This window comes from Reichenbachiella faecimaris, assembly GCF_900176375.1.
Lineage (GTDB): Bacteria > Bacteroidota > Bacteroidia > Cytophagales > Cyclobacteriaceae > Reichenbachiella > Reichenbachiella faecimaris.
The window spans coordinates 635670-648693 of the sequence record NZ_FWYF01000003.1 but is presented as its reverse complement, the minus strand read 5'-3'; the positions used below and the strand labels follow the sequence as shown (position 1 = coordinate 648693).

Annotated in this window: 12 protein-coding genes; all 12 read right to left on the bottom strand. The window is 40.4% G+C overall.

Features of this window, described 5'->3' with window-relative positions; all coding sequences use genetic code 11:
- Position 1 precedes the first annotated feature (1 nt).
- The 12 genes from B9A58_RS15535 to B9A58_RS15480 all read right to left on the bottom strand — a co-directional run bounded on the left by B9A58_RS15535 (position 2) and on the right by B9A58_RS15480 (position 13020).
- Complete coding sequence (locus B9A58_RS15535; RefSeq protein ID WP_084373788.1) at positions 2–694, bottom strand: LytR/AlgR family response regulator transcription factor; 693 nt, start codon at positions 692–694, stop codon at positions 2–4.
- A complete protein-coding gene (locus B9A58_RS15530; protein ID WP_084373787.1) occupies positions 695–2599 on the bottom strand; it encodes a tetratricopeptide repeat-containing sensor histidine kinase in 1905 nt (634 codons plus the stop codon).
- Between the two features lie 352 nt (positions 2600–2951).
- The gene (locus B9A58_RS15525) at positions 2952–3620 is read right to left on the bottom strand and encodes a hypothetical protein (protein ID WP_139793920.1); all 669 of its coding nucleotides are present in this window, start codon (positions 3618–3620) and stop codon (positions 2952–2954) included.
- A 290-nt stretch (positions 3621–3910) separates the two neighbouring features.
- The gene (locus tag B9A58_RS15520; protein ID WP_084373785.1) at positions 3911–6316 is read right to left on the bottom strand and encodes a TonB-dependent receptor plug domain-containing protein; all 2406 of its coding nucleotides are present in this window, start codon (positions 6314–6316) and stop codon (positions 3911–3913) included.
- A gap of 93 nt (positions 6317–6409) precedes the next feature.
- Positions 6410–6943 carry a hypothetical protein gene (locus tag B9A58_RS15515; protein WP_139793919.1) on the bottom strand — a complete coding sequence of 178 codons (534 nt, stop codon included), beginning with the start codon at positions 6941–6943 and terminating at the stop codon, positions 6410–6412.
- Between the two features lie 98 nt (positions 6944–7041).
- Complete coding sequence (locus B9A58_RS15510) at positions 7042–7437, bottom strand: hypothetical protein (RefSeq protein ID WP_139793918.1); 396 nt, start codon at positions 7435–7437, stop codon at positions 7042–7044.
- Positions 7438–7516: 79 nt separating this feature from the next.
- Complete coding sequence (gene rny, locus B9A58_RS15505) at positions 7517–9010, bottom strand: ribonuclease Y (RefSeq protein ID WP_394334434.1); 1494 nt, start codon at positions 9008–9010, stop codon at positions 7517–7519.
- A 126-nt stretch (positions 9011–9136) separates the two neighbouring features.
- Positions 9137–9421, bottom strand: coding sequence for a cell division protein ZapA (locus B9A58_RS15500; RefSeq protein ID WP_084373781.1), 285 nt, complete (start codon positions 9419–9421; stop codon positions 9137–9139).
- Between the two features lie 10 nt (positions 9422–9431).
- The gene (locus B9A58_RS15495; RefSeq protein ID WP_084373780.1) at positions 9432–9731 is read right to left on the bottom strand and encodes a hypothetical protein; all 300 of its coding nucleotides are present in this window, start codon (positions 9729–9731) and stop codon (positions 9432–9434) included.
- A 2-nt stretch (positions 9732–9733) separates the two neighbouring features.
- Positions 9734–12148: a phenylalanine--tRNA ligase subunit beta gene (gene pheT / locus B9A58_RS15490; RefSeq protein WP_084373779.1), complete on the bottom strand. Its 2415-nt coding sequence runs from the start codon at positions 12146–12148 to the stop codon at positions 9734–9736.
- A gap of 288 nt (positions 12149–12436) precedes the next feature.
- Positions 12437–12625, bottom strand: coding sequence for a hypothetical protein (locus B9A58_RS20535; RefSeq protein ID WP_084373778.1), 189 nt, complete (start codon positions 12623–12625; stop codon positions 12437–12439).
- Positions 12622–13020: a YkvA family protein gene (locus B9A58_RS15480; protein ID WP_176214805.1), complete on the bottom strand. Its 399-nt coding sequence runs from the start codon at positions 13018–13020 to the stop codon at positions 12622–12624. Before B9A58_RS15480 ends, B9A58_RS20535 begins: the two co-directional genes overlap by 4 nt.
- Positions 13021–13024 lie beyond the last annotated feature (4 nt).

The window sequence follows — 13024 nt, the reverse complement described above, 5'->3', positions numbered from 1 at the left end:
ACTAAAGGATTGCAATACGGGCCTGAAAGTCGGATTTGTATGATCGGCCAATCGGCACTTTATCGTCCTCTATATAAACAAATCCTCCTTTGATCATACTGATGTGATCCACACGTACGGCAAATGATTTATGTGTTCGTACAAAATTTGACTCTGGCAGTTTGGCCAACATGGACTTGAGCGTCTGACTGGCTATGATCTCCCGAGTCTGACAAACAATCTTGGTATAGTTGTCCTGTGCCTCCAGGTACTTTATTTCATCTAACTCTAGATGAATCGTTCCTGATTGTTCTCTCAGATAAATCGCTGTGTTTTCTTTGGCATGATCAGATTTGTAGAGAGCCATTTCCACATTGATGCGGATATCATTGGCATTAAATGGCTTTAATAAATAACCTAATGGCTGTGTCACCTTGGCTCTTGAAACTGTAGAAGCATTGTAGTATGAAGTAATGAAAATAAATGGCGTTTGAACAGTATTGTTGATATGGCGTGCCAGATCCACCCCATCCTGTTCGCTCGAAAGATTGATATCGAGTAAGATTAGATCAAAGGTTTCTCTTTTCAATTCATCCAGTGCGTCTTCGTAGCTCATGGCCATGCGAATGTGTTTGATCCCAATATCCTCTAGGATAAAACTAAGGTCGCGGGCAATTAATGCCTCGTCTTCTACCACCAACACCTTTTTGTTCATCTAAGCCAATTTATATTTTGTAATATGTAAAACAGTGCTGGTACCATGATCCGCAATGACCTCTAGTCTCGCCTTTAGTTTGGATGCTAATGATTCGATCAGCACGATTCCGAACGATTCACTTGACGTTTCCCCATTTGATCCAATGCCATTGTCACTAACTTCTAATACCAATTCCTCGTTTTTTTCTTGAAGTTTGATGGAAACTATTCCTTTACTACCTGGAGTAAATGCATGTTTAAGCGCATTGCAAATCAACTCATTTAATATGAGTCCAATTGGGATGATGGTGTCTACATCAATGGTGAGGTCATCCACTACATATTCGAAATCCACGTCTATACCCGTCTGATAGGACTCCTTTAAAATTTCCGTTAAATCCTCAATATATTCTTTGGCTTTAACGCCAGACAAGTTATTCTCCATATAGAGCTTCTGGTGGATCAATGCCATAGACTGGACTCTCGACTGCCCTTCATTGACTGCACCTAATGCCTCCTCATCTTTGATAAATCTCGACTGCATACTGAGTAGACTAGACACTACTTGAAGATTGTTTTTCACTCGATGATGGATTTCTTTGAGCAGTGTTTCTTTTTCTGCCAATGATTTTGCAATCTGGCCTTCGGATTTCACTTTCACCCGATAGAGACGGTATATCAAAATGGACACCCCAAGGATCAATGCTGAAGCCAGTAGCAATACGTTTTTCTGATTATTCGACTGAGCCAAATTCAAATCCGTTTCTATCTTGTCTCGCTCCAGGGCCAATATCTGACGTTCCTTTTTTTCGCTCTCATACTGGGCGGTCAAATTGGCTATTGTTTCATTAAGTGATTTGTTGAGTAAAGAGTCTTTGGCTGAATATGCTGAAAGCAAAGATTCATAGGCCTCATCCATTTGTCCAAGTCCTTCATAACTTTTGGCCAGACTGAAGTAATAATCCACTTCAAGGTCTGGGTTCCTTTCTTTATTTAATTTCTTAACTTCTAATGCCGCATCTAGCGCTGATTTATATTCCCTATTCTCAAAACGTATAGAAGATGCAGCGATCAAGGCTTTACATAAATTGACCGTATCCGCATTGCTCCTAAAAATCTCAACGGCTTCATCTATATAATAAATGCCACTGTCCAATGCTTCCAAACCCAAAAAAGAATTACTGAGATTGACATAGCTCTCTCCTATGTAGCGGACGGAATTCAATTCTCGTGCAATGTCTAGCGTCTTTCTATTGTAATACAATCCACTGTCGTAATCAAGCTTATAATTGTAAAGCGAGCCTATGTTCAGATAAATGGTAGGCAGGCTCTTTTTCGAATTGAGCTGAAGGAGAATTCTTAGTGCTTTCGAATAATAGGACAATGCTCCCTCATGATTTCCCTGCTTACGCAAAATCAATCCCAAATTGGCATTGCCGGATGCCATGCCAGCAGAGTCTCCAAGATTTTCTTTCAGTTTCAGAGAGGTCAGAAATTGATTGGCAGCAGCTTCTAAATCCCCCTTATCCATATAGAGTACACCAAGATTATTAAGACTTCCAGCAATCCCTACTTCATCACCTATAGCTTCTTTAAAGGATTTAGCCTTTTGATAATTTGCCTCTGCACTATCCCAATTGTTTTTGTAATGATAGGCTACAGCTATAGAGGTGTATGCCTGAGCTATCCCTTTTTCCAAATCTAAGGATTCGAAGGTTTGAAGGGATTTTTTTGCATAGGTCAATGAGCTATCCAGATTGCTATAAAACCAGACATAGGACAGTTCGTCTAGTACATACCCTTTGACAGAATCTCCCAACGGCTGATCCAGCATCCGATACAAGCTATCAAATTCAGATGTTTGTGCCATGGCAATTCTCCAATGAGTCAGGAAAATGATCATCAGCCAAAAGGTTCTATTCATAGGTTACTGGTTATGGTCTTTATCCAGTAATCTAAGTAAATACTTTTCTTATTAAAAAGAAGGATTTTTGCGTTGAAGTCAATCGGTGGGATGGTAGTGGTATGTGCTGTTGATATCGTTTATGTGTGGTAAGTGCGCTCACACTTTCCAATATCACTAAAGTATCGAATTACGGAGATAGTTGAAAATGGCTCGAAAGCGCACTTCGTTCCGAAAACAAATTACCCTGCGAGATGCGGCAAGTAAAAAGCACCTACCTCTCCTAGCGGCAGATTCATGGTCGAGTTCCACAGAAACCAGCCAGAATGCACTAAGACATATGCCCGATCAGCGTTCGTTATCTACCTTTTTTCTACTCAATTGTTAGTTCGAGGAAGTACCAGTTTTCAATGTGTTCCCAGTTGAAATTATATGAGTTACGCAAATTGACCCTAACATCCTCACGCCCTTTACTGTTGTACCAAAATTCTTGGTTAGAAGATGAAAAATGTCCATCGTGGGTTGAAAAGACAGTTCCAACTCCCTTTCTTGATTGATTTACATAAGGAGTGCTATCTGTGATCATGTAAAACTTGCCAAGATCAAATTGAGATTCGGTAACGAGTTCTAGTGCCTCAATGTCAACATAAACATCAATTCTTCCGTGATCTTGTGCTCCCTGTTGGGAAGTTTTAAATTTTAGTTCGATGGCACAGTTGCAGTGTTTTACAAATTTGCAGGAAATGTCTATGTACTTGGACTTTCCCTTTACGTTCTCACATTTGGTTTCCAAATCAACTTTGAAAAGGTCATTCTCACCAATTGAGTAAAGATTACCGACAGATCGTATTATCTGCGCAAAATGATGTTGAAAGGGGGCTTCTTTGTTGATTTCGTGTCTACCATGAATGAATTGCGATTTGAAAATCTTCCAGGATTCACCAAGGATAGCGTTCATACGCTTTCGGTAGTCAAATTCAATGATGTTAGAAGGCTTCATCTGCGAAACGGGAATGGTAGATAACAATCGTATAAAGTGCACAATGCACTTGATTTGCACTCTATCTGTATGGCTAATATAAAAAGAACTATTGCACAAAAAACAACAGCCCCAAGCTTTCACCCGAGGCTGTCTGTTTACCTAACCTAAAAATCTAATTTTAAATTTCCTTTTTGCTGTTTGAAAAACTCTTGTTCAGTAATAGAACGGCTTTATGCCAAAACGCCCTACCCCAGCAATAAGAAATCAGCAATCAAAGAAATCTATTAAAATTTAATAAGATTATCCCTTCGGTCGAAATGACCGTCCTTTGAATAAATTTCTCTTACCTCCTAAAAATTAGCAGCCAAGGAAAAAACAAAATTCCTTCCTGGACCCGACAGTCCAGAGCTGTAGGGTCTATATCGCTGATCTGTAATATTCTCCAAACCTGCACTTACTGTAAAAGCTTCCGAATACTGAAACATGGCTTTAAAATTTAAGGTGTACCAAGAGGGAGAATAGTTATTGCCATCGGCATCTTTTGCATAGATTTCGTCTTTGCCTTGCTCAGATACTGGCAGATCATCAAAACTTTTCTCACCTTGATAGGTGGTGTACAATTGCAGATTGAGTTTGTCTGCCTTAAACCCTAATCTGCTCACTCCAAAAAATGGCGCAGCGTGACGTGAAGCACTGGTGGTACCATCATCCAACTCTTCTTCTCCTTTCTGAAAATTCAGATCTGAGGAGAAATTGAAACCTGCGGGAAGTTTAACCTCCAAGCCTAACTGTACGCCATATACATTGGCTTCAGCAGCATTTTGCATGGCCTGTACCTGACTCAATACTCCATCGTATAGAATGCTATCCTGTCCATTGAGTTGATAATCTCTACGAACCAAAGCGTTTTTCAGGATCGTATAATATCCTGTCACATCAAGTTTCACAAAGTCGCCAAAAACCTTGGCCACACCCAAATCCACATTGTAGGCATATTCCGCATCCAGATCAGGATTAGGGACTGTAACCGCGCCTGGTTCTGAATCGAATACTTTTCCTATATCGTCCACATTGGGAGATCTGAATGCCGTTCCAAAATTGGTACTAATCACCCAGGAATCTGACGGGCGATATACGCCACCCAAGCTCCCCGTCAATGCGCCATTGTTTAGATTGGCTTCCTCGAATGGAAATGGATAAAAGGCATTATCAAATGCTGCATCCAGTTTGAAGTGGTTGTAACGTAAGCCGCCCTGAACCGTGAATTGCTCGGAAACCGAATATTCATCATTGACATACACGGCCATTGACGCCCAAGTAGACTGCGGATATCTTGCCGGACCAATAGTATGAGTATCATTAGATATATCCGTAAGCATTCCTGTAGAGGTCACATCATCCAACACATATTCGGCACCATAAAACAGCTTATGTTTCGTATTCATGACTTTAACAAAATCAAGATTGATAGAATAAGCTGCTACTTCTTCTGAGTTGGTTGTTCGCTCATCACTATTCAATGATCGATCAATCCTACTTTCTTCAAAAGCCTGATGAGCCAATCTGACGGTCATCTGATCGTACAAAGAATTGTTTCCAGAATGAGTTACATTCAGATTGTTCATCATCCATTTTTGTGGCCCATAATTCCACTCTGCATAGCGAGCTGTTCCATTTCGGGTACGATTGTGTCGATCGTACCGTCCATAGTTCGATGTTTCGGAATAGTGAAATCCATATTGAAAGTCCCAATTCTGATTTGGCTTGAACCTTACCTTCTGCATGAAATTGATTTGAGAATAGGCAGACGGCACTTGTAGCAATGGGTCACTTTGACTTATGACGTGATCTACACTATCTGCACGTTCGACATGATAGGTCTTTAGGTAGTCATCAGGCCCATGGCTTCCTTGGCGCAAATCATCGTAGTCCCAGTAACTGATACTAGATACCAAGGCCCACTTTTTGAAACCTACATTCACATCAAAGTGGCCGGTCTTCTCATTGTTTGCAGACGAATAGCGCGTCAGTGCCTTTCCTGAAATCAAAGGTTTATCAGTAAGTGACAGCTGTGGTGTAAGCGTCTGAAAACTCATTACTCCTCCTACAGCATCACTCCCATAAATCACAGAACCTGGCCCGAACAGCACTTCGGTATTTTCAGTAGCAAAGGGGTCCAAGTTGATCACATTCTGAATATTGCCTCCTCTAAAAATAGCCGTATTCATACGAACACCATCTACGGTGTAGAGCAATCGATTGGTAGCAAATCCTCGAATCATAGGACTTCCACCACCCTGCTGACTCTTTTGCACATAAACTTTACCAGACAAACTCAATAGATCTGCTGCAGTTTGTGGGTTTTGCAACTTCAGGGCTTCAGCACCAATCGACACAATTTTAGACGGTACATTCGAGGAAATTTGATTCCATCTGGTTCCTGAAATTACCACTTCATCCAAATTGAGATTAGAGTGCTCTAAAAACACTACCAAATCCCCTGAAACCAGTTCTTCATAAGACTGAGCCACTGGTTTATGACCCAGTGTTCGAATCACAATTTTCTCTGCATTTTTAAATGCTGAAACATCAGCTTGCCCCTTTGCATTGGTAGTTGCATAAGCACTGGGCTTTGTGCTGGACAGGGTCACCAGCTCTATTGGAAGCTGACTTTCCTTGTCCTTTATGGTTATTGTCTGAGCTTTTGCCAATATACAGACACCCAGCAATAACCACAATAAATAAATATTCTTCATTATTTGATTTTTTGAGTTAATAATCAATTCATGCCCGAATGGGCATATCATTTCCGTCTGCCAAATGGCAGCGAGAATGAACACAAAAAAGGATTAACTCAAATTGGGTGGTGGTGTAGGTGGTGAGCTTAGAAAAGAATAGAAAGTTTGACAAAAAGCTGTACAACTATCTACTGTAGATAGGGTAATGCACGCTTCCCATTGCATTTTTTCTTGTGCATAAAGCGACTTGAGAAATGTGATAAGATGCGTTTGTGTTTCTTTTTTATGGGGGTCATTCCCAAAAGCACGATTAGTAATAGACAAGAGCTGTTGGTTAAGTTTGGTCTCCTCATGATCCCACCAACACCAAAACACTGTGCTATCTCCGAGTTCTTTTCTATGCACTACATCGTACATCTGTCCTTGATATTCAAACTCTTTGGCGTGCTCCCAGACCAATTCATTTTCAACCTCCTGATCTGAAAACTTAAATTTTACAAGCTCATTGCGATCTATATAGACCATCAGTTGCCGTTTGATCTGTCGTCGTAGTTGATACTTTTCAAAACGCAACCAACCAATAGTAGCCACTGGAGGCACGATTAGAACAAATAGAAACAATATGGCTACGAATTTTTCTCTCAAAAGCTTTTGGCACTTTGCAAGCAAATATCGCACTTATGCCAATATATTATTGGGATTGATAAAAAAGTTCTTTCATAAAAACGTTGATATCAAGCCAATTAAACCTTTGTGTAAACCCAAATCAACTGACAGCCCTCCCCTTGCTCATTGATAATTTGAAGTTCGCTAGAAGATAGTGTAAACCTATCTGTTGCCTCATTTCCAGTTTCAAGGTTTAAAATCAAAAAATCATCAGAAATAATATAAGTGCCTTCACTCTCAATAATCTCTCCATTGAATTCAATGGCTGTAGCAAAAGTTCCGTCCGACAGAAAGGTAACTTCAAAACCTTCACATTCTAAATCATAAAAAATGGAGGATTCACCACAATTTTCAAGATATCCCTCGCTACACGACCATACGCCAAGGATACTGGGTTGGTCTTCGTCCTGGCAGCCTGAAGTAAGAAAGATGAGAATAAAAAATAGTACAAGAACATGTAATTTGTCTGTCATGATATAAGAGCTTAATGTGAAGCACATTGTCAACTCCGACCATGCACAATAAAAGAAACAACATGTATTACTAATCCACCTACTTGGCGTAGCTGATTGATCTCATTTCTCTAATAACGGTTACTTTGATCTGACCAGGATATTGCATGTCATTTTCGATTTTAGACGAAATCTCAAAAGACAAATCTCCTGCAGACTTATCAGTCACTTTATCAGCATCTACCAATACGCGTAGTTCTCTACCAGCCTGTATCGCATAGCACTTATGTACACCTTCGAATCCCAAAGCAAGTGCTTCCAGATCTTTCAGACGCTTGATATAAGATTCCATGATCTCTCTCCTTGCCCCTGGACGCGAGCCCGAAATCGCATCACAGGTTTGTATGATTGGAGAAATCAACGTGGTCATTTCAATTTCGTCGTGATGCGCACCAATGGCATTGCATACATCCGGGTGCTCTTTGTATTTCTTGGCCAATTCCATGCCCACAATGGCATGTGGCTGTTCGGCTTCCTCAGGCCAAACTTTTCCAATATCGTGAAGTAAGCCCGCACGTTTCGCTTGCTTGGCATTGAGTCCCAGCTCAGAAGCTAGCGTAGCACAAAGCTTGGCAACTTCTCTTGAGTGCTGCAATAAGTTCTGACCATAAGATGATCTGAATCTCATACGACCCACCATTTTGATTAGCTCTGGGTGAAGGCCATGAATACCTAAATCTATGACTGTTCGTTCGCCAATTTCCACAATTTCTTCCTCAATGTTCTTTGTGGTCTTAGCGACAATTTCTTCAATTCGAGCAGGGTGAATTCTTCCATCCGTCACTAGTCTGTGCAGAGACAATCTGGCAATCTCTCTTCTGACAGGGTCAAACCCAGAAATAATAATGGCCTCTGGCGTATCATCCACAATTATCTCCACACCTGTAGCAGCTTCTAAGGCTCTAATATTTCGTCCTTCACGCCCAATAATCTTACCTTTGATATCGTCACTTTCTATATTGAAAATAGACACACAATTTTCAATGGCATGTTCTGTAGCTGTACGCTGAATCGTTTGGATTACGATTTTCTTAGCCTCCTTTGTTGCCGTAAGTTTGGCCTCTTCTATGATGTCTTTGATGTGCGAAGAAGCTTTGGTCCTGGCTTCATCTTTCAGCGTTTCTTTCAGCTGATCGATCGCTTCAGTGGCTGATAGGTTAGATATTTTCTCCAGGATTGCTGTCTGATCTTGCTTGGTTTTTTCAATTTCCTCTTTTCTGCGCTTCACGATTTCCATCTGCGCATCAAGGTTTTCTTTTTGACTCTCAAGCTCTGCTTCTGTTCGTTTGTTTTGCTCTATTTGCTTGGATACCTGACTTTCTCTCTGCTTGACCTTATTCTCATTAGCAATAATGAGGTTCTTTTTACGATTGGCTTCTTCTTCAAATTCAGACTTCTTTTTTAGGAAATGTTCCTTCGCTTCAATGGCCTTTTCTTTTTTGATATTCTCAGCACTAATCGTTGCCTCTTTGATGATCATCTCGGCTTGCCCTCTGGATTCAGACAATCGCTTGCCTTCGGCTCGTTTGGCCATAAACTTGCTAATGCCAAAACCTACGGCTAATCCACCAAGGGATGAAAGTAATATAAGTAGTGTGTTGTCCATGATGTATATATTTATCATGGCACGGGAGCAAAGAATGCTTAGCAGAAATGAATATTATAGTTCAGCAGAGACTAATCGGTTGAGTTTTGAAATTTGATCCATCGCCACTTCATCAGTGGTTTGCCGGAGCTCCATAGCCCTCAGTTTTTCCACGAAACTATCGATGGCCACCATCGCTAAAAGATCCTGTTTATCGTCAATACCAAATTGATCCTGAAAAGACTTTAGCTTCTCATTTATTTTTTTACCCGCTTCACGAATGGTTGCTTCTTCACTAGCCGCCACCTTCATAGGGTATTCTCTATTGCCTATTTTTATTTTTATTGATAATTCTGTCATCTAGACTATTCTATTCGCTCAATTGAGCAATGCATTTATCAACTTCAATTATATATTCATTCAGCATGTCACTCAAATCTGCAGCACTATGGGTACTGTTCACTACCATGCCATTCACAATTTTACTAATTTTATCTTGATTTTGAAAGCTGGAAATTTCTTCCCCCTTTCTGTCGAGTTGCACGCGCAAATCGCTATTTTCTTTTTTCAGCACTTGAATCTCCTCTCTCATTTTTTGATGATCACTGATCAACAAAACTAATTTTCTTTCTAAGTGGCTGAGTTCTGAGCGTAGAGGATTGTCTGACATTATTACTTTCTAATTATTGCGTTTAGGTCTTTTTCAAAACAGGAAATCAACCCGTTCATTGTCTTGTCTATCGCCTTGTCATTGAGTGTTCTATTTTCATCTTGAAGAATAAAACTCAATGCGTAAGACTTCTTACCTTCACCAATACTCTCCCCTTGATAGACGCTAAATACGTTGATCCTTTTGACCAACTTCTTCGATTCTCTTTTGGTCAACTCCAGAATCTGCTGGAAGCTTACCTGCTCATCCAATACCAGCGATAAGTCTCTTCGTACTTCAGGAAACTTTGGTACTGGCTTGTATAGTATCTTTTTACCATACTTTTTTAGCATTTTGGCCCAATTGAACTCAGCATAGAATACATCTTGGGTTACTTCTGCTACTTTCTGAACTTTTCGGTTAACCTTTCCAAGAGACACCAAAAGCTGGCCGTCCTTTGAAATATCTAAACCATAGTCGAAAACCGGATTGTTGGTCGGTATGGAATCGAATTCAGCAATGCTAAATTTATCCAAAATTTTGTGAACTGTAGATGATAAGCTGTAAAAATCAATCGACTTTTTATCCACATTCCAACTTTCGTCTGTCTGATCTCCTGTAAAGAACAAGGCCAGCTGCTCCTGTTCGTTGTATTGCCCTTCTTTACTTGTATAAATTCTGCCGAATTCAAAAAATTTAAGGTTGGTCTGTTTTCTATTAATGTTGTATTTTAAAGACTCAAGTCCAGAGAAGACCATCGTTTGTCTCATCACGCCAAGTTCTTCACTCAGCTTATTCAAAACCTCCACGTTCAGTTTGGCATCCCAAAGGCCAGTTTTAGTCACGTACTCGGGATTAGTCAACGAATTGCTAATGATTTCATTGAAGCCTTGTGCGGCTAAAAAGTCTGTCGTTTTTGATTGAATTTTATCCTTATCCGGGGTTGGGAATGCCGCTAAATAATCTGCCCCATAGTTCTCTTCCAGCTCTACGTTGTTGTAACCGTAGATACGCAGGATCTCCTCAATCACATCTGCTTCTCTGGTTACATCTACGCGATAAGGAGGTACAGTTGCTTTAAAACCTTCTTCAGATTCATTAGACACCTCGATATCCAAATCCTCTAAAATTTCTTTGATACGATCGTGTGGCACCTGCTTGCCTATCAAGCGATCTACATTTTTGTATTTGACCTCAATTTCAAAATCAGCTATTGGCTCTGGATAGATATCAACAACGTCCGAACTAATTTCTCCACCTGCCAATTCCTTGATCAAAATGGCAGCATACTTCAACGCATGTACGGTCATGTTTGGATCAGTCCCTCTTTCAAATCGGAAAGAGGCATCTGTTTTAATTGTATGCCTGGTTGCCGTATTTCTTACCCAATCTGCTGAGAAGTAGGCCGCTTCCAGAAAAATGGCAGTGGTACTGTCCTTTACTCCAGAATTTATACCGCCAAAAACTCCGCCTATGCACATGCCTTTGTTCGCATCACAAACCATCAGGTCTTTATCTGTCAGTTCTCTTTCCTTCTCATCAAGTGTCGTGAATTTGGTACCATTGGGCAATGTCTTCACTATGATTTTATTTCCGTTCACATCGGCCATATCATAAGCGTGAAGGGGCTGACCTAAACCATGAAGTACATAGTTGGTCGCATCTACCACATTATTGATTGGAGCAAGTCCTATACTTTTCAAACGGTTTTTTAACCATTTTGGAGATTCTTTGATTGTAAGGTTGGAGATGGTCAGCCCTGAAAATCTAGGACAAGCTTCCGAATTCTCAACTACCACTTCAACTGGATTTGACTGATTGTCAATTTTGAAGCTACTCAGGTCTGGGAATATGGTTGGTCTTCTAAATGCAGCCTTTAGGTCTCGTGCCACACCAAAGTGAGAAGCGCCATCTGCACGATTTGGAGTCAAGCCAATTTCAATAATAGTATCCGTTTCTGGTTTGAAATAATCCTTGGCTGACGTGCCATTTGGCAAATCTGTATCAAGCACCATGATGCCTTCATGTGATTGACCCAAACCAATTTCATCCTCTGCACAGATCATTCCTAAGGATACTTCACCTCTAATTTTCGCTTTCTTGATTTTGAATGACTCGCCTCCTTCCGGGAATAAAGTTGCTCCAACTGTAGCAACTACTACTTTCTGGCCTTTGGCTACGTTGGGTGCGCCACACACGATTGGCGCAGGTTCTTCTGCACCAATCTCTACCGTAGTCACGCTCAATTTATCCGCATCAGGATGCCTTTCACAGGTCAGAACTTCTCCTATGACAAGTCCTTCAAGCCCACCTTCGATTTCTTCGAATTTCTCTAAGCCTTCTACTTCTAATCCTGTATCTGTTAATATTTCTGAGATGATATTGGAGTCTTCTTTCAACTCAATAAAATCCTTCAACCAATTCAGAGAAACCTTCATTAAACTACGTGCTTTTTAGTCTGGATAAAACAAGCCGTAAAATTATAAAATTAAGGGAGGATGAAGCATGCTAACTCGGTTAATATTTAATTCACGAAATACGATTGTTGAATAACGATTTTGAGACTGCAAGAGCTTTAGAAGCTTGACAAGATGCGCAACCTCGAATTGTAAAGGTCTAATTTTTCGTAACTCGCCATTCAAAAATCAAAAATGAGGAATAGCAGAAAATTCATTTTGGTGATGTTTGGTATTGGATAATGAGCATCTGATTTGATTATTGATAGCTTAAGGCTTTTGCTTTGGCCGTTTGCCGAATAAAGTATTAAACAGAATGAGACCCATCCCGCATGCCATGACTAGATAAAACCATCTGGGAGAACCCGCTTGGTAAGAACGATAAAAATGTAGAGAGGCTAGAAAGATAAGCACGAACCCTCCCAGGATACCATAGCGATTGAGTTTTTTTATATTCATGAAAGCTCAATGGTTTGTTCCCACTCCTCGAATCTTTCAATATCCTCTTGTACACTTTTGTAAATCCAATAAACGATAGAAATATCATCCGTCAAACCCAAAATAGGAATCACATCTGGAATCAAATCCAATGGAGTCACAAAGTAAATCAGGGCACCCACCATCATAGCCAAGGTACGCCAAGGGAACTCTCGATATTCTCCAGAGATTTGCGCTTTCACCATTCGAATCATGACGTAGATTTTGTCAGAAAAATCCTTCAAACGATCATTGTTCTCCAGCACTTCTGTCAGTTTTTCGCGTGTTGAGCCAAGTAAATTCTGGACACGTTTATTGTCCTTTAGCACCTCTGTGGCTTTATTTTGATACTTTTTGAAATTTTCTTTCTTACTCATCATC

Bases quoted from the DNA above. Each gene is read 5' to 3' on its own strand.
- B9A58_RS15480 (WP_176214805.1), bottom strand. From the start codon at position 13,020: ATGAGTAAGAAAGAAAATTTCAAAAAGTATCAAAATAAAGCCACAGAG.
- B9A58_RS15520 (WP_084373785.1), bottom strand. From the start codon at position 6,316: ATGAAGAATATTTATTTATTGTGGTTATTGCTGGGTGTCTGTATATTG.
- B9A58_RS20535 (WP_084373778.1), bottom strand. From the start codon at position 12,625: ATGAATATAAAAAAACTCAATCGCTATGGTATCCTGGGAGGGTTCGTG.
- rny (WP_394334434.1), bottom strand. From the start codon at position 9,010: ATGGCCAAACGAGCCGAAGGCAAGCGATTGTCTGAATCCAGAGGGCAA.
- pheT (WP_084373779.1), bottom strand. From the start codon at position 12,148: ATGAAGGTTTCTCTGAATTGGTTGAAGGATTTTATTGAGTTGAAAGAA.
- B9A58_RS15530 (WP_084373787.1), bottom strand. From the start codon at position 2,599: ATGAATAGAACCTTTTGGCTGATGATCATTTTCCTGACTCATTGGAGA.
- B9A58_RS15535 (WP_084373788.1), bottom strand. From the start codon at position 694: ATGAACAAAAAGGTGTTGGTGGTAGAAGACGAGGCATTAATTGCCCGC.
- B9A58_RS15510 (WP_139793918.1), bottom strand. From the start codon at position 7,437: ATGACAGACAAATTACATGTTCTTGTACTATTTTTTATTCTCATCTTT.
- B9A58_RS15495 (WP_084373780.1), bottom strand. From the start codon at position 9,731: ATGTCAGACAATCCTCTACGCTCAGAACTCAGCCACTTAGAAAGAAAA.
- B9A58_RS15500 (WP_084373781.1), bottom strand. From the start codon at position 9,421: ATGACAGAATTATCAATAAAAATAAAAATAGGCAATAGAGAATACCCT.